Genomic DNA, 22556 nt, shown 5'->3' with positions numbered 1-22556 from the left:
GCTGCATCCATGATGACGTTGCCGAGACTGGCAGCTGAATCCCTGGAGAAGCTGCTGGGTACGTTTATGCGGCGTCGCTACGGCGAGACCGCTGCAAGCATGGTCGAGAGCGCAACCCGCACGGCGATGGAATGCATCGGCAACAGCGATGCGCTTTATCACAACATCGAGCATACGATGCTGGTGACGCTGGCGGGCCATTCCATCCTCAGTGGCCGAAACCTCCATACCCATTTGACGGCCGAAGATTACGTCCATGTCCTGATCGCCTGCCTCGCCCACGATATCGGCTATGTCCGCGGCCTGTTCGAGGAGGACGATATCGACGGCTTTGTGATCGATGCCGCCGACACCAAGATCTCGTTGCCGCGCGGCGCGTCGGACGCCAGCTTGATGATGTATCACGTCGACCGTTCGAAGCTCTATGTCTCGCGGCGGCTGAAACATATTCCCGGTCTCGATCCCGAACGCATCGCCCGTGCGATCGAGGGGACGCGTTTTCCGGCCCGGGAAGGCCAGGAGTATGACGTCGACGCCTCGATCCTGCGCGCGGCCGATTTCATCGGTCAGCTCGGCGATCCCAACTATCTGCGCAAGGCCAATGCGCTCTATTACGAGTTCGAGGAGGTCGGCATCAACCGCCAGCTCGGCTACGACTCGCCTGCCGACATCGTGAACCGCTATCCACAATTCTACTGGAACAGCGTCGCACCGCACATCCAGACCGAGATCGGCTATCTCAACAAGACCGAGATTGGCCGGCAGTGGATCGCCAATCTCTACAGCAACGTCTTCCGCGCCGAGCGGGACATCACGCTGTCCGGGCCGCAGAAATAGGGGGACCTTGTAGCCCGGGTGGGGCACAGCACAATCCGGGGCCGCTGTCGCTCGTGAATCCCGGATTGCGCTGCGCTCCATCCGGGCTACGACACCGCAAGAATCCGTGAGCAAATCATGCAACAAAAAACCGTCACCACGGATGTCCTCGACATCGCCTATCTCGAATATGGCGCGCCCGACGGCTGGCCCTGCATCATGGGCCACGGCTTTCCCTATGACGTGAACGCCTATGCGGAGGCGGCACCGTTGCTCGCGCAGGCGGGCGCGCGGGTGCTGGTGCCCTGGCTGCGCGGCTATGGGCCGACGCGTTTCCGCATGGCTTCGACGCTGCGCTCCGGCGAGCAGGCCGCACTCGGCGCCGATTTGCTGGCCTTGATGGACGCGCTTGGCATCGCGCGCGCGGTCGTCGCCGGCTATGATTGGGGCGGACGCGCGGCCTGCGTGGTCTCGGCGCTCTGGCCCGAGCGCGTGATCGGCCTCGTCTCCGGCAATTCCTACAACATCCAGAACATCGCGCGCGCCATGGAGCCGGCCTCGCCGCCGGAGGAGGCCGCGCTCTGGTATCAATATCTCTTCCACAGCGAGCGCGGCCGCCGCGCGCTGGAGCGCAATCGCCGCGGTTTTGCTCGCCAGCTCTGGGCAATGTGGTCGCCGACATGGGCATTCGACGACGCGACCTTCGAGAAGAGCGCGGCGGCGTTCGACAATCCTGATTTCGTCGACGTCGTGATCCACTCCTATCGCCACCGCTATGCGCTGGTCGCAGGCGATCCCGCCTATGCCGCGATCGAGGCGAAGCTCGCCGCGCAGCCGCAGGTCCGCGTCCCGACCATCGCGATCGACGGCGACAGGGACGGTGTCAATGCCGGCACCGCGCATCATGCACGCAAGTTCGAAGGGGTCTTCGAGCGGCGCGTGTTCGCCGGCGCCGGTCACAACCTGCCGCAGGAGCGGCCGGCCGAATGGGCGCAGGCCGTCGCCGATGTGCGCAAGGCGGCCGAGCGACCCTGATCCGCGCTCGTCGCAACGCTTTCGTGGTTGTGCGCCCGGGATCGCTGCAATTTATCGCAATCTCGACGGTCTCGCGCCGGTTTCGGCATGGAGCTGCCGCGCCGGAGATTGACATCTGTCAATGCCGGCGCGGGTTTCTGTTGCTCTTCTGGCTGTCGAAGCCACCACACCCATGCTAGTCTGATGCGTGTTGTGGGGCTTCGCGTGCAGGGAGTGCCATCATGACAAGTGCTACAGATACGTCTCATCCTTCGAGTCTCGGCTCGGGCATCGCGGCGCTGCATGCCAAATGGGGCTGGATCGTCGCGCTCGGTGTCGTCTATCTCGTCGCCGGCTTCGTCGCGCTCGGCAGCATGGTGATGGCGACGGTGGCGAGCGTGATCGTGGTCGGTGCGATGATGATCGTCGCCGGCGTCACCGAGGTGATCGGCGCCTTCCAGATGAAGAGCTGGGGCAAGTTCGCGATCTGGGCCCTGCTCGGCGTGCTCTACATCGCTGCCGGTTTCCTGACCTTCGAGAACCCGCTGTTTGCCGCAGTGCTGCTGACCCTGTTTCTCGGCGCGTCGCTGCTCGCCTCCGGCGCAGTGAGGCTGTTTCTCGCCTTCAGCATGAAGCGCGAGAGCCCGTGGATCTGGGTGGCGCTGTCGGCCGTCGTCACGCTGCTGCTCGGGCTGCTGATCCTGGCGCGCTGGCCGGTCAACAGCGTCTATATCCTCGGCCTGTTCCTCGGCATCGATCTGATCATGGCGGGCGCGGGCTGGGTCAGCCTCGGCTTCGCGTTGAAGCGACGCGGCTGATTAACCAGCAACTCGACGCAAGACCGCTTTGCGGAACTCCGCTGATCTGACGCGCTGACAAAAAAGCAGCACGCCGCGCACACGTCTCGCGCGGACGACAATCACCGGGGAGAAATCATGAAAGCCGCTTTGGCCCTGGCTGCAGCGCTGGCTGCCGCCTGTCTGTCCACGCCCGTCTCCGCGCAAAAATCCTACGGTCCTGGCGTCAGCGACACCGAGATCAAGATCGGCAACACCATGCCCTATAGCGGCCCGGCATCGCCGCTCGGCATTACCGGCCGGGTGATCTCCGCCTATTTCGACGAGGTCAACGAGAAGGGCGGGGTCAACGGCCGCAAGCTCAATCTGCTGTCGCTCGACGATGCGTTCTCGCCGCCGAAGACCATGGAGGCCGCGCGGCGACTGGTGGAAGGGGACGGCGTCGCGTTCATCTTCGCCACCATGGGCACCGCGCCGAGCTCGGCAATCGCAAAATACCTCAACAGCAACAAGGTGCCGCAGCTCTTCCTGATCAGCTCGGCCTCGAAGTGGAACGACCCCGTCAACATGCCGTGGTCGATGGCGTTGCCCTGGGCGCCGAACTACACCAGCGAGGCCGCGATCGACGTCGCCTATGCCCGCGCCAAGAACCCGAACGCACGCTTTGCGGTGCTCTACCAGAACGACGACGCCGGTAAGGAGTATCTGCGCGGCGTCAAGGAAGCGCTCGGCGCGGACGCCGACAAGGCGATCGCGATGGCCTCGAGCTTCGAGGTCGCCGATCCCACCGTCGATTCCCAAGTGCTGACGCTCGCGAGCACCAAGGCCGACGTCTTCATGATCTATTCGGTGACGCCGCGCGCCTGCGCGCAGGCGATCCGCAAGGCCCATGAGGTCGGCTGGCAGCCGACGCGTTTCCTCGCCAGCGGCTGCGCCAACAAGGCGACCGTGATGGTCCCTGCGGGCCTCGATGCCGGCAAGGGTGTGCTCTCGCTCGGCTCGCTCAAGCCGTTCGTCGAGCAGCCCAAGGACGATCCGGCGATGGTTGCCTATATCGAGTTCATGAAGAAGCGGCTGCCCAACGCCGACATCAACAACGTCGCGGGCCTCTACGGCTACACCGTCGCCGAGGCGCTGGTGGTCCTGCTCAAGCAATGCAAGGACAATCTGACGCGCGAGAACATCATGGCGCAGGCGTCGAATCTGAAGAACGTGCCGCTGTCGCTCCTGATGCCGGGCATCACGCTCAACACCACGCCGCAGGATTTCCGCCCGATCAAGGACGGCTATATGCTCCAGTTCGACGGCAACGACTGGGTCGTGGCGAGCGAGCTGTTGCGCGGGACGTGAGGGGCGGAACTCTCCGCGAATTCGAACTCGTAGGGTGGGCAAAGGCGCACTTGCGCCGTGCCCACGAGCTCGTGAACATAGCAACAGATGCGTGGGCACGCTTTGCTTTGCCCACCCTACGAGACCGGTGAGCGGAGGACTAAAATGGACTTCCAACACTCCGCCCGTTCGCTGGAGCTTCAGGACCGCGTTCGCCAGTTCATGCGGGCGCATGTCGAGCCGGTCGAGGAGCTCTATTACGAGCAGGTGAAGCCGGAGGCGACGCGCTACCGGACGCCGCAGGTGCTCCAGGACCTGAAGCGGCTGGCGCGCGAGCAAGGTCTCTGGAACCTGTTTCAGTCGGGCGAGCACGGACCGGGGCTCACCAACCTCGAATACGCGCCGGTGAAGGAGATCATGGGCCGCATCCTCTGGGCGCCCGAAATCTTCAATTGCTCGGCACCCGACGTCGGCAACATGGAAGTGCTGGCGAATTACGGCACGAAGGCGCAGCAGGAGCGCTGGCTGACGCCGCTGCTGGACGGGCGCATCCGCTCCGGCTTCTCGATGACCGAGCCGCAGGTCGCCTCCAGCGATGCCACCAACATCCAGTGCGAGATCAAGCGCGACGGTGGCGACTACGTCATCAACGGCCGCAAATGGTTCACGTCGGGCGCGATGAACGAGGATTGCGAGATCCTGATCGTGATGGGAAAGACCGCGCCCGACGATCCCGACCGCCACCGCCAGCAATCCATGATCCTGGTGCCGAAGAACACGCCCGGCGTGCGCATCGTCCGCGACATGCTCACCTACGGCTATGACGATGCGCCGGTCGGCCATCCCGAGATCGTCTACGAGAATGTCCGCGTGCCCGCGGAAAACATCCTGCTTGGCGAGGGCCGCGGCTTCGAGATCGCGCAGGGGCGGCTCGGCCCCGGCCGCATCCACCATTGCATGCGCCTGATCGGCTGCGCCCAGCGCGCGCTCGAATTGATGTGCCAGCGCTCCGTGTCGCGCACGGCCTTCGGCAAGCCGCTGGCCGAGCAGGGCTCGGTGCGCGAGGACATTGCAAACTCCTTCTGCGAGATCGCGCAGGCGCGGCTGCTCACGCTGCAGGCCGCCGACAAGATGGACCGCGAAGGGAACAAGGCCGCACGCGACCTGATTGCGGCTGCGAAGATCGTGGTGCCCGGCATGGCCGCCCGCGTCATCGACCGCGCCATCCAGATCCACGGCGCCGCCGGCGTCTCGCAGGATACGTTCCTGGCCCGCGCCTATGTCTACGCCCGTTTCATCCGCATCGGCGACGGACCGGACCAGGTCCACCTGGCGGCGGTTGGCAAGGAGCTGATCAGGCGTGGCGGGGTGATGGGATAGGCAAGGAGCCTTTCGGGCGATCGCGCAAAAACTGGTGCTCGCATCTGGTCAGAAGGTCGCCTGGTGTGCTTTGGTGCGCTGGATTCTTTGGTGCGTCACTGCCGACGTTGTTGCGCTCGGCATATCAGCGAGCAGGTCAACAATGCACAGTTTCGTCCCGGGCTGCCGGACGTCCGGCGCGCGGTCCATCGCAGTCATTTTCGCCTCTCTCCTGACCATCCTGATGATCTGTAGCGGCCGATCCGCGCTTGCGGCGGTCGAACCCTTTCCCGCGGATTTCAGAATCGAGCGCATTTCGGTCAACGGCGTCACTCTGCATGTCCGCGTCGGCGGTCGGGGACCGGCGGTCGTGCTCCTGCACGGCTTCGCCGACACCGGCGACATGTGGGCGCCGCTCGCCAAGGTACTCTACAAGGACCACACGGTGATCGTTCCAGACCTGCGCGGGATGGGGCTGTCGTCCCAGGCCGCAGGCGGCTACGACAAGAAAAACCAGGGCGTCGACATCGCCATGGTCATGGACCAGCTCAAGGTCCAGAAGGCCGATCTGGTGACTCACGACATCGGCAACATGGTGGGCTACGCGCTCGCTGCGCAATATTCCGATCGCATCACCAAATGGGTCGTCATCGACGCGCCGCTCCCCGGCATCGGTCCCTGGGATGAAATCCTGAAGAGCCCCATGCTATGGCATTTCAATTTCCGCGGTCCCGACGTCGATCGCCTGGTCAAAGGCCGCGAGCGCATCTATCTCGACCGGTTCTACAACGAGCTGTCGGCCGATCCCAAGGCGATCGACGAAGCGACGCGCAACCATTATGCGAAACTCTACGCCCGGCCCGGCAACATGCACTACGCCTTCGAGCAGTTCGCGGCGTTCGGGAAGGACGCCGTCGACAACAAGGTCTTTGCCGCGACCAAGCTGAACATGCCGATCCTTGCCCTTGGCGCCGAAAAGTCCTTCGGCAATCAGCAAGCGGCGATCATGCGCGAAGTCGGTACCAAGGTCGACGGCGGCATCATCACCGGCTCCGGACATTGGATCATGGAAGAGCAGCCGGCGCAGACCGTGAGCAAGGTGCGTGCTTTCCTCGACGGCAAATGACGGGCGCATCGGCGACGCGCCGGATCAACTGCATCTTCGGCGCGTCGTCGAGTACAAGCCCGGGCGGGCAGGTCAGCCCGCCGGGATCTCGTCGAGTGGCCAGATCGGACGGCGGACTTTTCGGTAGGACAGCTTGGTGTGGTCAAAGGTGGCAAGGCCGCCGCTGTCGGCCAGGATCACCTCCTTGGCCATCGGCCCGAAGGCAGCCCGGAAGTGATGCGCGGACTTGACCGCGACGATCCGGAATTGAGCCGGCTCTGCGCCGAGAATCCGGAACATCTCCTGATCGTAGGTCTGCAGCGTGTTGGTCGAAATCGCGATGGAGATGCCGTTGACCTCGAGCAGGGCCGAAGGTCCGAGCGTCAAGGGCTGGCCGGCATTCATCGGCCCCTCGCAGACGAAGGCGCCGTCCGACAGGCCGGTCACCCGTCCGGTCAGCGTGAGCGGGGGCCCATAGCTGGCGGGATGGCGCTTGGCACCGACGACGACGTCGAGGCTGGCCCCAAGGCCCGCTTCATGGCAGCGGGCGGCGGCTTCGCCGTCGCCGAGGACGCCGAAGAGCACGCTTTGGACCTCGGCCTGCAGCAGCGCTTCCAAAAGGCGAATGCCATCGCCGTAGGCGCCTGAGCCTGGGTTGTCGCTGAAGTCGGCGATCACGAGGGGACGGGTATCGGCGCCGTCCGCCGCGGCTGCGATGGCAAGCTTCGTCGCGGCCGGCAAGTCGAGCGCGGTGACGGTGACCTCGGCGCGCCGGCGGATCATTTCGTCCTGGAGCGAGGCCGCCGCCTGCCGTGCGGCCGCCTCGGCGGCGTTGTGGGAGGCGTCAAAGGTGACCTGGACGCTGGGGCCGACCTCGGCAATGTCTGAGCGGCTGAAGCCGGCGCAGACATCGACGGACAGAAGGCCGGGCGTTTGCGCCTGCATGTCCGCGGCGCGCGCCAGCAGGTCGCTCATCACGCCGCCCTGGGTCCGGCCGTGATTGCAGCCGTCGAGCAGGGGGCCCTGAAGGCGGAACACTTTCGGGCGGATCGTGCCGTCCATCGCCGATTGCAGCAGTTCGGCGGCGCGGAACGCCGTCTCGTACTGATCGATGTGGGGATAGGTGCGGTAGGGCAGCATGATGCTGGCCAGCCGGCCCATCCGTTCGGTGACGTTGGCATGCAGATCGAGCGTCACCGCGATCGGGATCGTGTCGCCGAGACGCTTGCGCAATCCCTCGAGCAGTGCGCCTTCCGCGTCCTCGTCGGTCTCGGTCACCATCGCGCCGTGCAATGCGAGGATGACGCCGTCGAGCGGCCCGGTCTCGCAGGCATCATAGACCAGGCGCTGCAATTCGGCCCAGCACTCGGCCGTCACCTTGCCCGATGGGGTGGCCGCGGCGGCGACCGGCTGCACCAGGGTCCAGCCGTAACGTTTGGCTGCGGCCAGATGCGCGGCGATCTCCATCCTGGTATCGGCCAGTGCCGCGGCGACCTCGGCATCCAGAAGAAACAGCCGTTTGCGGTAGTCCTCGAGCGTCGTCGGAACGATCGAAAAAGTGTTGGTCTCGTGGGCGACTTGCGCCGACAGAACGCGCCGGGTCTGGCTCATGGGAGTCCTTCTTGGTCTTGCTTGTACGATCTGACGAAAGGTCAGCCTCGCGTCATATGCAATAGGCTTGCCGCTATCGGGCGCGGATTTGCAGGCTTCCGATCAAGAGCCCAACCTGTTCGTCGATCTTGCCCAGCGCTGTCTTGGGATCGAGGTACTCGATATCGTCCACGTCCCAGTACTGAACGCGATGGGCGACGCCGGCAAAGCGCTGCGCGACCATGGGGCGGTGCTCGGCGTCCTTCAGCGCGACGACGAGCTCGGCCTGCGCGAAGTCGTCGAGCGTGCAGAGCACCGGATTGCGCGTCGCGCCGCCGGGCGCGATGCCTTTCGCCTGCAGCGCTTCCAGCGCGTAGGGCGAGATCGGCCCCACGTTTTGAGGCGACAGTGTTTCGGCGACGGCGCGCGAGAAGGCGTGCCAGCCGAGCCCTTCGTGCCCGACGCGATGGTTGAATATCTCCTCGGCATAGCGGCTGCGATAGTAATTGCCGGTGCAGAGAAACAGCACGCGATTGGTCTTGCTCATCAGGCAGCGCTTCCGTAATCGATCTCAGGCCGGCTCGCTTCTCGCGGTCATCGCATCTGCGAGCTTGCGCATCAAGCGGACCAGATCCTCGATATCCTGATCGTCCCAGCTTGCAAACATCCCCCCGACGATCCGCTCGCGCGCCCGGTCGACCGCATCCGTCATGGCTTTGCCGTCAGGCGTGATCGTGGCTTCGCTGACGCGGCGATCCGCCTTGCTGGCGTGACGCTTGACGAGGCCGAGGCCTTCCAGCTTCGCGACCTGCCGGCTCACCGTGGTGTAATCCCGTCCGATGCGGTCGGCGAGGTCGACGACGCCGATCGGACCGCGCCGCTCGATGCCGACGAGCAGCGGAAACAGCGCGCGATCGAGCGAGATGCCGGCCTCGCGGATCATCATTTCGTCGCCCTGGCGGCGGTTGATGACGCTGATGATGTCGATCAACGCCTCGTGAAGCGAGCGCACCTGTTTTTTAATATGTGTATTTTGCACGCTTCTTGACATCCCGCTGACCCCTGCCTTATATGTGCATAATACACATATTGAGGATCCCATGACACAGCAATTCACGGCGGATGTCCTGATCTGCGGCGCCGGCGCGGCCGGCCTCACGCTCGCCATCGATCTGGCGCGCCGCGGCGTCTCCTTCCGCCTGATCGAGCAGATGGACCGTCCGTTCCACGGCTCCCGCGGCAAGGGAATCCAGCCGCGCACCCAGGAGATTTTCGAGGATCTCGGCATCATCGACCGCATCGTCGCGGCCGGCGGCCTGTACCCGCCGGAGCGCGCCTACCGCGACGACGGCAGCTTCACCGTATCAGAGGTCGTCGAGCGCATCGCGCCGACCCCCGCCGAGCCCTACCGCATGGCGCTGATGATCCCGCAATTCCTGACCGAGGGCGTGATGCGTGAGCGCCTGCGCGAGCTCGGTCACTGCGTGGAGTTCGGCCGTGAGCTGGTCGGACTTGAGCAGGATCAGGACGGCGTGACGGCGCGTCTGTCCGGCGCGGCCGGTGAGGAGACGATGCGGGTGCGTTACCTCGTCGGTGCCGATGGCGGCCGCAGCTTCGTGCGCAACGCGCTCGATATCGGCTTTCCCGGCAAGACGCTCGGCGTGCGCGCCGTAGTGGCCGATATTGTCCTGACCGGGCTCGACCGCACCGCATGGCACCGCTTCAACAACGGCGCGATGGACCGCCAGCTCGCGCTGTGCCCGCTGGCCGGCACGGAGCTGTTTCAGTTGCAGGCGCCGGTCCCGCTTGAAGGCGAGGTCGATCTGTCGGCCGAGGGGCTGTCGGCGATGATCGGCGATCGCACCGGGCGCAACGACATCCACGTTCACGCCGTGCATTGGGCCTCGGCCTATCGGATGAACGCGCGCCTGGCCGATCGTTATCGGGACGGCCGTGCGTTCCTGGTCGGCGATGCCGCGCATATTCATCCGCCGACGGGCGGGCAGGGTCTCAACACCAGCGTGCAGGATGCCTACAATCTCGGCTGGAAGCTTGCGAGCGTGATCGCCGGCGCGTCCGCAACGCTGCTCGACAGCTATGAGAGCGAGCGCCGCCCCGTCGCGGCCGGCATGCTCGGCCTTGCCACCGGACTGCTGGAGGCCGCCAAGCGCGGCGACATCAGGCGCGGTCGTGAGGTCCAGCAACTCGACATCGGCTATCCCGGCTCGCCGCTGGCGCTGGAGACGCCGGAGCGCGTCGCAGGCGTGCTCGCGGGCGACCGCGCACCGGACGCGCCGCTGCGCGGTGCCGGCGGACAGCCGAGGCGCCTGTTCGAGCTGTTCAAGGGGCCGCATTGGACACTGCTCGGCTACGAGGCGAAGCGCGGCACCGTGCCGGCGCGGACTGGGCTGCAAATCCATTGCATCGGTCCTGATGGTGAGCTCATCGACGAGAACGGCCACTTCCGCGGCGCCTATGCGGTGTCCCCGGGGAATTGGGTCCTGGTGCGTCCGGACGGTTATGTCGGGGCTGTTGTGGGCTCCGCGCAGACAGATGCGCTGGCGCATTTCCTGGCTGAGCAGGGGCTGGGTTGATCAGGGGGCGGGTGGACTCGTGATGGGATTGGCGGGCCGCCAGCCTTGTTTAGGCCGCGACCTCGCGGGCGGCGGGCGCGGTCATCCAGCCTTGGCGATACGGCCGTCCGCCGCGCCCGAGCGCAGGTTCTGGAAGAACTTCTCCACCTCGCGTGACAGCGTCTCCGCCGTCTCCGTCAGGCTGCTCGCCGCCGTCAGCACCGAGGATGCCGCCGTATCCGTCTCGCCGATGGCGTCGCGCAGCGAGGTGATGTTGGCGACCAGCGTCTCGTTGCCCTGGGCTGCGCTTTGCGCGTTGGAGGAGATCTCGCGCGTGGCCTGGTCCTGCTGGCCGATCGCACCCGCGATCGCCGAAGTGACGTCATTGATCTCGCGCACCGCGCCGCCGATCTCGCGGACGGCATCGACCGCGTTGCGCGTGGACGCCTGGATCTGGCTGACGTTCTCGCCGATCTCGGCGGTCGCCTTCGCGGTCTGGCCTGCCAGCGCCTTCACCTCGTGCGCGACGACGGCAAAGCCGCGGCCGGCATCGCCGGCGCGGGCTGCCTCGATGGTGGCGTTGAGGGCGAGCAGATTGGTCTGCTCGGCGATGGTCTGAATGAGGGTCAGCACGCCGTCGATGCGCTGCGTGGCCGCCGCAAGGCTCTCGATCTCCGCAATCGACTTCTCGGTACGCTGGCCGGTCTGCTCGACCGCGCCCGCGGATGCCCTCACCTGGCGGCCGATCTCTTCCACGGAGGCCGACAGTTCCTCGGCTGCGCCTGCAACGGCCGTGACGTTGTGCGAAGCCTGCTCGGTGGCTTGCGCCGCGGTGCCGGCGCGGCTGTTGGCATCCGCGGTGACGCGCGTGATGGTCCGCGCGGTCTCGCGCATGACGGAGGCGTTGTCGCCGAGGCCGCGCATGATCGCGCCGATCGCTTCGCGAAACGCCTCGACGGATTGCTCGATGTGGCGGGCGCGCGCTTCGCGCGCGGCGGAATCCTGCGTGACCTGCGAGGCGAGGTTGCGGTTGCGGCCCATCGCGTCCTGGAAGATCTGGATGGCGCGGGCCAGCGCGCCGATCTCGTCGGCGCGGCCGGCGTGCGGCACCACGACGTCTTCGGTGCCGTCGGCGACCTGCTTGATGGCCGCGGTGATGGCGGAGAGGGGGCGCGCGATCGAGCGGGCGATGATGACGACGCCGATCACGACCAGCGCCAGCGCCACGCCGCCGAGGCAGGTCAGGACCAGGGACAGGATGCGGTTGGTCTCGGTCTGTTGCGCGATCTGCTGGGCGCGCCCGGCATAGACCTTGGACAGCGCCTCAAGATCCTTGTTCAGGGCCGAGCGCACCGCTCGGTTGGCTTCGTTGTCGCCCCATTCGCGGCCCGCCGCCGCATTGATCTCGACGCCGCGGCGCACCAGCTCCTTGCGGAATTCGACGAACTGCTCGATGCGTTTCTTGAAGGTGGCGAACTGCTCGGCATCGTCGGCTTTGACGATGGTCTCCCAGCGCTTCACGATATCGAGGATCTGCGCGTTGAACTTGAGCAGGCCCTCGCCGTATTTCTTCACGACGGCGGGTTCGGTGGACATGTAGACGCCGCGCGATTCCATCACCACTGCATAGACCAGCGAGTTGACGCGCTCGACGTTCAGCGCGGCCGCATTCGCGGTCTCGATCGCGACGGTCAAATCGGCGCCCCGCCGGCTGTTGTAGTCGGACAGCATCGCGATCGCCGCCGTCAGCAGCGCGAACAGCGCGAAGATCGCATAGAGCTTGGCGGCAAGCGTGAAACGGCCTGCCAGCCCGGTGGCATTCCCAGATCGGTCTGATGTCATGGTGGTCAGGGGCCCGGAATGGCCTGAAGCGGCCGGTCAGCGCGGTCATCTAAAATTCATGCAAAACTATGCAGAACGAAGATGGACGCGGCGTTAACGCGCAAGCCTTGGGTGCACGCCAGGTTTGAGGGAAAATATGAGCTATCTCAGTGATTTGCCGCGGGCCTATCGGTTTCCGGCAGATCGCCCCCGGGCAACGCCCGGACTGCCCCAAACATCAGCGTGCACACCGGCCGCCAAGCGCGTATTCCCTGATGCCAGGGCCGGCTTCGAGATCGATCTGGAAGTAGGCCTTTGGCCGACGAACCTCGGAGGGGCCCCTTGGTCTACCGCCATACCATCGACGCCACGACCTACACCTTCCCTGATTTGCGCGACCTGCTCGCCAAGGCGACCCCGCCGCGCTCCGGCGACCGGCTGGCCGGGATTGCCGCCGGCAGCGCCGAGCAGATGATTGCGGCGCGGATGGCGCTGGCCGATGTCCCGCTCGGGCAGTTCTTGCAGGAAGCCGTCGTTCCCTATGAGACCGACGAGGTGACCCGCCTCGTCATCGACGGCCACGACGCCAGGGCCTTTGCGCCCGTGGCCTCGCTGACGGTCGGCGCCTTCCGCGACTGGCTGTTGTCGGATGCCGCGACACCCGAGGTTCTGCGGAAGCTGGCACCCGGCATCACCCCGGAGATGGCGGCGGCGGTCTCAAAGCTGATGCGCAACCAGGATCTGATCCTGGCCGCGCGGAAATGCCAGGTCACCACCGCCTTCCGCAACACCATCGGGCTGAAAGGGCGGATGAGCACGCGGCTCCAGCCCAACCATCCGTTCGACGATGCCAGGGGCATCACCGCCTCGATCCTCGACGGCCTTCTGCTCGGCGCCGGCGATGCCTGCATCGGCATCAATCCGGCCAGCGACGATCCGGCCGTGATCGCGCAATTGTTGCGGCTGCTGGACGAGATCATCGCGCGGCTGCAGATCCCGACGCAAGGATGCGTGCTGACCCATGTCACGACGACGCTGGCGCTGATCGGGCAGGGCGTGCCGGTCGATCTCGTCTTCCAGTCGGTCGCCGGCACCGAGGCCGCCAACCGCAGCTTCGGCATCGACCTCGCCTTGCTGAAGGAAGGGCAGGAGGCCGGGCTGTCGCAGAAGCGCGGCACGGTCGGCCAGAACGTAATGTATTTCGAGACCGGGCAGGGCTCTGCGCTGTCGGCCAATGCCCATCACGGCGTCGACCAGCAGACCTGCGAGGCGCGCGCCTATGCGGTCGCCCGCGCCTATGCGCCCCTCCTCGTCAACAGCGTGGTCGGCTTCATCGGCCCGGAATATCTCTACGACGGCAAGGAAATCATCCGTGCCGGGCTGGAGGATCACTTTTGCGGCAAGCTGCTCGGCCTGCCGCTCGGCATCGACATCTGCTACACCAACCACGCCGAGGCGGACCAGGACGACATGGACAATTTGCTGACGCTGCTTGCGGCTGCCGGCGTCACCTTCATCATGGGTGTTCCCGGCGCCGACGACGTCATGCTCAATTACCAGTCGACGTCTTTTCACGACGCGCTCTATGTCCGCGACGTCTTCTCCCTGCGCCGCGCGCCGGAATTCGACGATTGGCTTGTGCAGTCGGGTCTGGCGGGCGCTGATTTCCGTCTTGCCGGCGATGCAGGGCTGTTGCCCGATTTTGCCTCGCGCCTGATTGCGTGAGGCATCCGCAGGCGCTCTCCCTCGGAAGGAGTCAAGGAAACCATTGGTCCCTCTCGGAATTATGCTCATGCCACAATATTGAGAAATTCCGGCGACAGCATTACGCTATGTGTCTGGCTGGCAATTTCCGCAGCTATGTCGAGTGGCGGGGGAGCTTTGATGCGAGCTGAAAGCAACGGTACGGCCCGGCGGATTCTGTGCGTGTTTCCGCGTTACACCTCGTCGTTCGGTACGTTCGAGCATTCTTATCCGCTGACCGATGGCGTCCGCGCCTTCATGCCGCCGCAGGGGCTTCTGCTGCTCGCGGCCTATCTGCCCGAGGACTGGCAAGTCAAATTCGTCGACGAGAACCTCCGCCGCGCAACCAGGGAGGAGTTTGCCTGGGCCGAGGCCGTCTTCGTCAGCGGCATGCACATCCAGCGCCAGCAGATGAACGACATCTGCCGCCGCGCCCATGAGTTCGATCTGCCGGTCGCGCTCGGCGGCCCCTCGGTCAGTGCCTGCCCGGACTATTATCCGTCCTTCGACTATCTCCATGTCGGCGAACTCGGCGACGCGACCAACCAGCTGCTCGAGATCCTGTCGCGCGACACCTCGCGTCCCGAACGGCAGGTGGTGCTCACCACCAAGGACCGCGTGCCGATGACGGAGTTTCCGATCCCGGCCTACGAGCTCGCCGACGTGAAGAAATATTTCCTCGGCAGCATCCAGTATTCCAGCGGCTGTCCCTATCAGTGCGAGTTCTGCGACATCCCCGGTCTCTACGGCCGCAACCCGCGCATCAAGTCGCCGGAGCAGATCATCGCCGAGCTCGACCGCCTGCGCGAATGCGGGATGACCGACACGGTCTATTTCGTCGACGACAATTTCATCGGCAACCGCAAGGCGGCGATGGACCTGCTGCCGCATCTGATCGAATGGCAGAAGAAGACCGGCTACGTGGTGCGGCTCGCCTGCGAGGCGACGCTCAACATCGCCAAGCGGCCCGAGATCCTCGAGAAAATGCGGGAGGCCTATTTCATCACCATCTTCTGCGGCATCGAGACGCCAGATCCCGATGCGCTCAAGGCGATGCACAAGGACCACAACATGATGGTCCCGATCCTGGAGGGCGTGCAAACCATCAACTCCTACGGCATGGAGGTGGTCTCCGGCATCATCATGGGGCTCGACACCGATAAGCCCAACACCTCGGAGGCGCTGCTCGCTTTCGTCGAGGAGTCCCGGATTCCGCTGCTCACCATCAACCTGCTTCAGGCGCTGCCGAAGACGCCGCTGTGGGACCGGCTGGAGAAGGAAGGGCGTCTGGTCGATGACGACGGCCGCGATTCCAACGTCGATTTCCTGTTGCCCTATGACGACGTCGTCTCGTCCTGGAAGCACGCCATGAGCGTCGCCTACGAGCCCGAGAAGGTCTACGCGCGCTTCCAGTATCAATGCGACAACGTCTATGTGCATCGGCTCAAGATGCCGACGCCGGACGAGATGAAGACCTGGGCCAACATCCGGCGTGGTCTCGTCATGCTGCGCAACATCTTCTGGAAGGTCGGCGTGCTCGGCGACTACAGGCGCGTGTTCTGGAAGTTCGCGCTCGGACGCATCAAGCGCGGCGACCTCGAAGGCCTGATCGGCTGCACCTTGATCGCGCACCATCTCATCACCTTTGCGCGCGCGGCTTCCAGCGGCAGCCAGAACGCGTCGAACTATTCGATCCGGCTGCGCGAGGCCTCGGTTCCCGCCGAATGATGCGACATGTCTGATCCGGCCGTTCCGCGCCGCCCGACCCTCGATCTCAGGTCATTCACGCCCGCGCGCGTCGCGCTCGGACGCAGCGGCGTAAGCGTGCCGACGCGCGCGCTGCTCGATTTCACACTGGACCATGCCCGTGCCCGCGATGCCGTGCATGCCGCCTTCGACGCGCCGCGCCTAGTCGACGATCTCCGCGCACTCGGCCTCGTCGTCACCGAGGCGAGGAGCCAGGCGGTCGACCGCAGGGACTATCTGCGCCGGCCGGATCTCGGACGACAGCTTGATGCAGCTTCCGCCGAAGCTCTCGCTCGCGACGCCGTCGCGCCATGCCAGCTCGCGCTCGTGATCGGAGATGGCCTGTCGGCGGCCGCGGTCCATGCCCATGCGGCGGCACTGGTGACGCGCCTGCTGCCGCTGCTGGACGAAGGCGATGCCGTCGCGCTCGGCCATGCCGTCGTCGCCTCAGGCGCGCGCGTCGCGCTCGGCGACGAGATCGGCGCGATTCTCGGCGCGCGCATGGTCGTGACGTTGATCGGCGAGCGGCCGGGCCTGTCGGCGCCGGACAGTCTCGGCGCCTACCTCACCTTCGCGCCAAAACCGGGCCGCACCGATGCCGAGCGCAATTGCGTGTCGAACATCCACCACGCTGGGTTGAGCTATGACGAGGCCGCCTTCAAGATCGCCTGGCTGCTCCGCGAAGGGCTGGCGCGGGAGGTCACAGGCGTGGCGCTCAAGGACGAGAGCGGGGACCGCGCGCCGCGTCGAATTGGCACGGCGCGGCCCGAATGACGGGCATTCCGACAAAATCGCCACATCTTGATCGATTTGGCCACACTTCGCCTGCTTGCGAAAAGACCGCTTGACCTGCTAAACCCCTGACGGCGATTTTCCGCGCATTTTCAAAGGGCAAGCCTCCCATTGGTATGGCGTTTTCAAGCCGTTCGCGGGACGCCATAAGCTCACAGCTTGAGCCGATTTAGGAACTGGACAAGGCATGCTCGAAAAGCACAGCGAGAGTGAGGTTCATGTCGACAAGGTCGAGCAGGGGCCTACGTCCTCGATCGCCTTCGGGCTCGAGCGTATCGGGCTGATCGCGGTCCGGGCGCCGATCATCTCCTGCATTGTCCTGCTCGCGCTGATCGTCGGCGCCGTGTTCGGCATCCACCGCATCAAGATCGACGATTCGCTGTCGCAGCTGTTCCGCTCCGACACCCGCGAGTTCAAGCAGTACGAAGAGGTGACCAAGAAGTTCCCGGCCGAGGAATTCGACGTCCTCGTCGTGGTCGAGGGCAAAACCCTCCTGGCCCGGAACAATCTCGAGAAGCTGCGCGACTTCGTCACCGACATGCAGCTGGTCGAAGGCACGCGCGGTCTCGTCTCGCTGTTCTCCGCGCGTCAGGCACCGGCGCCGGGCAAGCTGCCGGCGGCGCTATTCCCGCCCGAGCTGCCCGAGGGCGCGGCCTATGACAAGTTCATCGAGACGGTCAAGAACAACGAGATCATCCGCGGCAAGCTGCTGTCGGAGGACGGCACGCTGGCGCTGATCGTGCTGTCGCTCGATCCGGAGGTGGTTGCCTCCAGCAAGCTGACCAAGACCGTCGCGGATATCCGCGCGCTGATGAAGGAAGACCTCGGCGATACCGGGCTCAACGTGCAGCTCTCCGGCGTGCCGGTGATGCAGCTCGAGATCCGCAACGCGGTCGAGCGCGACGGGCTCACCTACAACATCCTCGGTATCCTCGCCGGCTGCATCATCGCCATCATCTTCTTCCGCAAGATCTCCTTCATGGTGGCCGCGGCGTTCCCGCCGATGATCGCGATCCTGCTGGCGCTCGGCGCGCTCGGCTGGGCAAACTTCAATCTCAACATGTTCCTGAACGTGATGACGCCGCTCATCATGGTCATCAGCTTCTCGGACTCGATGCAGCTCACCTTCGCCGCGCGCGACCGGCTGATCGCGGGCCAGGACAAGTTCACCGCGTTCAAGAACGCGGTGCTGGTGGTGGGGCCGGCTTGCGTGCTGACGCACGGCACCGCCGGGATTTCCTTCATCGCGCTCCAGTTCTCCGACTCCGATTTGATCCGCAAGTTCGGCGAGGCGGGCCTCGCCGCCACCATCATCGCGCTGGTCGCGGTGCTGTCGCTGGTGCCGGTGTTCGGCGTGCTGCTGGTGCGCAACGAGAAGACGTTCGCGGTCAAGTTCCAGAGCGCGGATGCCGGCGTGCAGGCCCTGCGCAATTTCTGCTACTGGATCGCGGTGCGCATGGTCGGCCGTCCCGGCCTGTTCAGCCTGATCGCCGTGCTGTTCGTCGCGGGCCTCGGCGTGATCTACGCCAATCTCGAGCCGCGCTACCGGCTCGCCGACCAGGTGCCGGACAAGCGCCAGGCGGTTGCCGCCAGCGACCGGCTCGACGCCAAGCTCACCGGTGCCAATCCGGTCAACGTGCTGATCCAGTTCCCCAAGGGCGAAACGCTCTACTCGCCGGAGACGCTGCAAACCATCGCTGACGTGCACGCGACCGTGGAGAAGGCGGCCGGTGTCGGCAACGTCTGGTCGGTCGAGACCCTGCGCCGCTGGCTCGCCGAGAAGGCCGGCAGTGCCGATGTCGCGACGCTGAAGGAATATGTGAGCGTCATTCCCGAGCATCTGGTTCGTCGCTTCATCGACGCGGAGCAGGATGCGGTCGTGGTGGCCGGCCGCGTGCCGGACAAGGATTCCAGCCAGTTGCTGCCGATCGTCGACAAGCTCGACACCGAGCTCGACGCCGTCCGCAAGAAGCATCCGGGCTACGAGGTCGCGGTGACCGGCCTTGCCGCCATCGCCGCCCGCAATTCGGCCAGCATGATCGAGAAGCTGAACCGCGGGCTCACCGTCGAATTCGCGCTGGTCGCGATCTTCATCGGCCTGGCCTTCCGCTCCTGGGTCGTGATGTTCGCCTGCATCCTGCCGGGCATCTTCCCCGTCGTGATGTCGGGAACAGTGCTGTGGGCGATGGGCGAGGGGCTGCAATTCGCCAGCGTCGTCGCGCTCACCGTCTCGTTCGGCCTGGGCCTCAGCGCCACCATCCACTTCCTCAACCGCCTCCGCCTGGAGAGCAAGCCGGGCGTCGGTTCGGCGCTGGCCGTGGAGCGGGCAACCGTGCTGGTCGGACCTGCGCTGATCCTGACCACGGTGGTGCTGGCCTGCGGCCTCGTCGTCACCGTGTTCTCCGACTTGCCGTCACTGCGGCTGTTCGGCTGGCTCAGCGCCTTCTCGATGGTCATGGCCCTCGTCGCCGACCTCTTCATCCTGCGGCCGACGGCGATGTGGCTGATCAACCTGCACGCCAGGCTTCAGGGCACCGACAAGCCGGCGATCTGAGAGTTCGTCGCTCGCAACTGGCTCCGCAACGTAAAACCCCCGGTTCGCAAGAACCGGGGGTTTTTGTTGTCGTGAATGTTCGAAGTGCGACGGGCGATCAGCCCTTCGTCATCGTGATGTTGACGCCGCGGATCTCGCCCTTGGAGGAGATCTGCACCGTCTGCTTGGTGCCGTTGGTGCGCAGCGACAGATTGGCGGCAAAGCCGTTGGCCTCGACGAACACCTCGATCGAGCCACCTCCCGCGGTGCCCTGCAGATTGCCGAAGATGTTGCGGTTGGTCTCGCTCCAATTGCCGGAGATCCGCTCGCCCTGGCTCGTCACGTCGCTGGTGAGGTCGAACTTGTAGCTGTCGGACGCGCAGTGCAGCGCCTGCTTGAGGGCGAGGCCGCTGCCGGCGACCTTGTAGTCCGCCTTGCAGCGGATGCGTTCGGTGGAACCGTCGGACAGCGACACCGTGCCGGTGCCGGTCCATGCGCCGTCGAAGCCGGCAAACGGTCCGGACGACTGAGCGTGGCTTGCCGAAACCGAGAAGAGCAGCGCGGCCGCAATGCCGGCCGCCTTGATCGCCTGTCCAGATTGCCCAAAGAATTGCATTTTGAATATCCCGTTTTCGAATGACGTTCGCTGAGGGAGAACGTCTCGCCACATCGAAGGTTTAGTGCTCCGAGCCTGTGTCAGGTTCAACGCCTGACCGCCAGAGACGGGGGTTCACGAGGCGCTCGCGCCATGGCGTGAGCGGGCGATTTGCTCTGTTTCGGCGTGTTTCCGGCCGAAACGGAGGGGCGGAGAGATGCAGCGCTGCAACAGCCATGCAGTAAAATGCGCCTTGCCTGAATTATGACGTAGTATCAATCCCTTACATCTGCCAAGGAAGGTGCAGGGAAGACCTGATTTGGTGGATGTGGCGCCAATTTGGCCGCATTTGCCAGTGCTTGTGCCTTCTCCCGAGGCCGCTACTTTCGCGGCGACTTGCCATCAGAATAATCCGTTCCGGTCGTCCGCCCAGTGCTGTCCGGGATCGGTGCGATTCTGCCGTCAGAATGAAGGAATACAATGCGTAAGCTTCTCGTCGCTCTCACCCTGCTGTCGGCATCCCTTTCGACGGCGGCATTCGCCCAGGCAGGGCGTGGCACGGACTCCGAGCAGAAGGCCTGCACGCGCGATGTGCAGAAATTCTGTCGTCCGGTTATCGACCAGGGCGATTTCACGATTCTGGCCTGCCTGAAGGAGAACCGGGCCAAGATCTCGCAGGCTTGCGACCAGGTCCTGAAGAACCACAACCAGTAAGCTCGGCCACTGGCCCACAAGGGCGGCCCCCGGGCCGCCTTTTCGGGCCCGATCAGCAAAGGGCCGCCATCGACAGACAGGATTGGTTTTGCGGCCGTATTCCCCTATATGGGGGCCGCGGCGGCATCGCCGGCATGAGCCCGCGCGAGCGAAAAAGCCCTTCCTGTCCAAACGATTGTAAGCCAGCCCTCGATGACCTCTGCGAGCGAATTGCGATCCGGCAAGGGTGACCGCGACGAGAATTTTCCCGTCGCGTCCTGGATCATTCATCCGCGTCATCGCGCGCTGATCCTGGCCTATTACAATTTCGTCCGCACCGCCGACGACATCGCCGATCACGCCACGCTGCCGCCCGACGAGAAGCTGCGCTTGCTCGACCTGTTCGAGGCGGAACTGCTCGGCAAGGGCGATACCCAGGCCGAAGCCGTCACCTTGCGCCGTGCGCTGGCCGAGCGCGGCATGGCCCCCCGCCACGCGCTCGACGTGCTGATCGCGTTCCGCATGGACGTGACCAAGCTGCGCTACGAGACCTGGGACGAGGTCATCCATTATTGCCGCTACTCGGCGATGCCGGTCGGCCGCTTCATGCTCGACGTCCATGGCGAGGACACCTCGACCTGGGCGGCGTCGGATGCGCTGTGCGCAGGCCTCCAGATCAACAACCATCTGCAGGATTGCGGCAAGGATTTTCGCGAGCTCAATCGCGTCTATCTGCCGCGCGATGCGCTGGCAGCACACGGTGCCTCGGTCGAGCAGCTTGGGCTCGCGCAGTCGCCGCCGGCGATGCTGGCCTGCCTCCAGGGGCTCGCCGTGCGCAACGCAGCGCTGCTCGACGAAGGCCGGTCGCTGGCCGCGGAGATCCGCGATGTTCGCCTCGGCGTCGACGTCGCGGTGATCCAGGCCTATGCCGACCGCATCGTGCGCCTCTTGAAAGTGCGCGATCCCCTGCGCGAGCGGGTGCACCTGAACAAGTTCGAGCTTCTCATTTTCAGCCTCGCCGGCATGATCGGCGAAGTCGGCCGCCGCGCGATCGGACGCAAGGCCATTTCCAGACCGGGGACTGCACATGACGCTTGAGGCGACCTCGCCCAGCGCCAATTACGGCTCGACCGCATCGAACAGCTCCTTCTACGCTGCGATGCGCATCCTGCCGCATGACCAGCGCGAAGCGATGTTCCAGATCTACAGCTTCTGCCGCCAGGTCGACGACATCGCCGATTCCGACGGTCCGCGCGACGAGCGGCTCGCCGCGCTGCAGGAATGGCGCAACGACATCGACGCGCTCTACCAGGGCCATCCGCCGCCGCGGCTCGCCGACTACGTCGGCTCGGTGAAAACCTTCGGCCTCAAGCGCGAGGATTTCCTTGCGATCGTCGACGGCATGGAGATGGACGTGCCGCAGGACATCCGTGCGCCCGACATGGCGACGCTCGATCTGTATTGCGATCGCGTCGCCAGCGCCGTGGGACGGCTGTCGGTACGCGTGTTCGGCCTGCCCGAGGAAGACGGCATCCAGCTCGCCCATCACCTCGGCCGCGCGCTCCAGCTCACCAACATCCTGCGCGACATCGACGAGGACGCTGGCCTTGGCCGGCTCTATCTGCCGCGCGAGGCGCTGCTGCATGCCGGCATCACCTCTGACGATCCGGACCGCGTGATCGCCGAGCGCGCGCTGCCGAAAGTCTGCCTGCCGCTGGCGCAGCGCGCGAAAGTGTATTTCGAGAAGTCGGACGAGATCATGAACCGCAACAGGCGCCGCGCCGTGCGCGCGCCGCGGATGATGTCGAAATACTATCACGCCATTCTGGACCTCCTGATCGCGCGCGGCTTCAGCGCGCCGCGCGAGCCGGTGCGTGTGTCGAAGGTCACACGCATCCTGATCCTGCTTCGTTACGCTTTCATCTGATGCAAAAGACAGCTCACATCATCGGCGCCGGAATTTCCGGCCTCTCCGCCGCCGTGCGGCTCGCCAATGCCGGCTTCAAGGTCGCCGTGCACGAGGCGACGCACCAGGCCGGCGGCCGCTGCC

General features: G+C 65.2%; 20 protein-coding genes. 15 read left to right on the top strand and 5 right to left on the bottom strand.

The genetic code is table 11. The features are described 5' to 3' along the window. Positions 1-9: 9 nt before the first annotated feature. The 6 genes from PMI42_RS34850 (at position 10) to PMI42_RS34825 (ending at position 6441) form a co-directional block, all read left to right on the top strand. Positions 10-837: a hypothetical protein gene (locus PMI42_RS34850; RefSeq protein WP_008144040.1), complete on the top strand. Its 828-nt coding sequence runs from the start codon at positions 10-12 to the stop codon at positions 835-837. Positions 838-954: 117 nt separating this feature from the next. Continuing rightward, a complete protein-coding gene (locus PMI42_RS34845; RefSeq protein WP_008144038.1) occupies positions 955-1851 on the top strand; it encodes an alpha/beta fold hydrolase in 897 nt (298 codons plus the stop codon). 221 nt (positions 1852-2072) lie between these two features. Then, positions 2073-2648 (top strand): HdeD family acid-resistance protein, encoded by a 576-nt coding sequence (locus PMI42_RS34840; protein WP_008144035.1) that lies wholly within the window; start codon positions 2073-2075, stop codon positions 2646-2648. Positions 2649-2765: 117 nt separating this feature from the next. Beyond that, positions 2766-3977: an ABC transporter substrate-binding protein gene (locus PMI42_RS34835; protein WP_008144033.1), complete on the top strand. Its 1212-nt coding sequence runs from the start codon at positions 2766-2768 to the stop codon at positions 3975-3977. Between the two features lie 144 nt (positions 3978-4121). Beyond that, positions 4122-5336: an acyl-CoA dehydrogenase family protein gene (locus PMI42_RS34830; protein WP_008144031.1), complete on the top strand. Its 1215-nt coding sequence runs from the start codon at positions 4122-4124 to the stop codon at positions 5334-5336. 142 nt (positions 5337-5478) lie between these two features. Then, positions 5479-6441 carry an alpha/beta fold hydrolase gene (locus tag PMI42_RS34825; RefSeq protein WP_008144029.1) on the top strand — a complete coding sequence of 321 codons (963 nt, stop codon included), beginning with the start codon at positions 5479-5481 and terminating at the stop codon, positions 6439-6441. A gap of 72 nt (positions 6442-6513) precedes the next feature. On the opposite strand, the gene PMI42_RS34820 is transcribed toward PMI42_RS34825, so the two are convergent. From PMI42_RS34820 to PMI42_RS34810, 3 genes are all read right to left on the bottom strand, one after another. Beyond that, positions 6514-8031, bottom strand: coding sequence for a M81 family metallopeptidase (locus tag PMI42_RS34820; protein WP_008144027.1), 1518 nt, complete (start codon positions 8029-8031; stop codon positions 6514-6516). A 73-nt stretch (positions 8032-8104) separates the two neighbouring features. Then, positions 8105-8557 carry an arsenate-mycothiol transferase ArsC gene (locus tag PMI42_RS34815; RefSeq protein ID WP_008144025.1) on the bottom strand — a complete coding sequence of 151 codons (453 nt, stop codon included), beginning with the start codon at positions 8555-8557 and terminating at the stop codon, positions 8105-8107. Positions 8558-8581: 24 nt separating this feature from the next. Then, the gene (locus tag PMI42_RS34810) at positions 8582-9061 is read right to left on the bottom strand and encodes a MarR family winged helix-turn-helix transcriptional regulator (RefSeq protein ID WP_008144024.1); all 480 of its coding nucleotides are present in this window, start codon (positions 9059-9061) and stop codon (positions 8582-8584) included. Between the two features lie 49 nt (positions 9062-9110). On the opposite strand from PMI42_RS34810, the gene PMI42_RS34805 reads away from it, so the two are divergent. Next, positions 9111-10604 (top strand): FAD-dependent oxidoreductase, encoded by a 1494-nt coding sequence (locus tag PMI42_RS34805; RefSeq protein ID WP_008144022.1) that lies wholly within the window; start codon positions 9111-9113, stop codon positions 10602-10604. 81 nt (positions 10605-10685) lie between these two features. Here PMI42_RS34805 and PMI42_RS34800 read toward each other — a convergent pair whose 3' ends face one another. Beyond that, positions 10686-12425 (bottom strand): methyl-accepting chemotaxis protein, encoded by a 1740-nt coding sequence (locus tag PMI42_RS34800; RefSeq protein ID WP_008144020.1) that lies wholly within the window; start codon positions 12423-12425, stop codon positions 10686-10688. A 321-nt stretch (positions 12426-12746) separates the two neighbouring features. On the opposite strand from PMI42_RS34800, the gene PMI42_RS34795 reads away from it, so the two are divergent. The 4 genes from PMI42_RS34795 to PMI42_RS34780 all read left to right on the top strand — a co-directional run bounded on the left by PMI42_RS34795 (position 12747) and on the right by PMI42_RS34780 (position 19239). Continuing rightward, positions 12747-14129, top strand: a complete 1383-nt coding sequence (locus tag PMI42_RS34795) for an ethanolamine ammonia-lyase subunit EutB (protein WP_008144019.1) — start codon at positions 12747-12749, stop codon at positions 14127-14129. Between the two features lie 159 nt (positions 14130-14288). After that, the gene (locus PMI42_RS34790) at positions 14289-15875 is read left to right on the top strand and encodes a B12-binding domain-containing radical SAM protein (protein WP_008144018.1); all 1587 of its coding nucleotides are present in this window, start codon (positions 14289-14291) and stop codon (positions 15873-15875) included. 6 nt (positions 15876-15881) lie between these two features. Next, complete coding sequence (gene eutC, locus PMI42_RS34785; RefSeq protein WP_008144017.1) at positions 15882-16667, top strand: ethanolamine ammonia-lyase subunit EutC; 786 nt, start codon at positions 15882-15884, stop codon at positions 16665-16667. Between the two features lie 205 nt (positions 16668-16872). Next, positions 16873-19239 (top strand): efflux RND transporter permease subunit, encoded by a 2367-nt coding sequence (locus tag PMI42_RS34780; RefSeq protein ID WP_008144016.1) that lies wholly within the window; start codon positions 16873-16875, stop codon positions 19237-19239. 97 nt (positions 19240-19336) lie between these two features. On the opposite strand, the gene PMI42_RS34775 is transcribed toward PMI42_RS34780, so the two are convergent. Continuing rightward, entirely contained in the window at positions 19337-19834 is a 498-nt protein-coding gene (locus PMI42_RS34775; RefSeq protein ID WP_008144015.1) for a hypothetical protein, read from the bottom strand. A 459-nt stretch (positions 19835-20293) separates the two neighbouring features. On the opposite strand from PMI42_RS34775, the gene PMI42_RS39535 reads away from it, so the two are divergent. The 4 genes from PMI42_RS39535 to PMI42_RS38310 form a co-directional block, all read left to right on the top strand. After that, positions 20294-20527 (top strand): hypothetical protein, encoded by a 234-nt coding sequence (locus PMI42_RS39535; protein WP_008144014.1) that lies wholly within the window; start codon positions 20294-20296, stop codon positions 20525-20527. A gap of 192 nt (positions 20528-20719) precedes the next feature. Continuing rightward, complete coding sequence (hpnC, locus tag PMI42_RS34765) at positions 20720-21604, top strand: squalene synthase HpnC (protein WP_008144013.1); 885 nt, start codon at positions 20720-20722, stop codon at positions 21602-21604. Continuing rightward, positions 21594-22433 (top strand): presqualene diphosphate synthase HpnD, encoded by an 840-nt coding sequence (hpnD, locus tag PMI42_RS34760; RefSeq protein ID WP_008144012.1) that lies wholly within the window; start codon positions 21594-21596, stop codon positions 22431-22433. Before hpnC ends, hpnD begins: the two co-directional genes overlap by 11 nt. Continuing rightward, a partial coding sequence (locus tag PMI42_RS38310) for an FAD-dependent oxidoreductase (protein WP_008144011.1) occupies positions 22433-22556 on the top strand: 124 nt, incomplete at its 3' end. The genes hpnD and PMI42_RS38310, both read left to right, overlap by 1 nt.

Origin of the sequence: Bradyrhizobium sp. YR681 (genome assembly GCF_000282615.1) — a bacterium.
Classification (GTDB): domain Bacteria; phylum Pseudomonadota; class Alphaproteobacteria; order Rhizobiales; family Xanthobacteraceae; genus Bradyrhizobium.
Note: the sequence above shows the minus strand (reverse complement) of the source record. Positions and strands in the feature narration are given on the sequence as shown.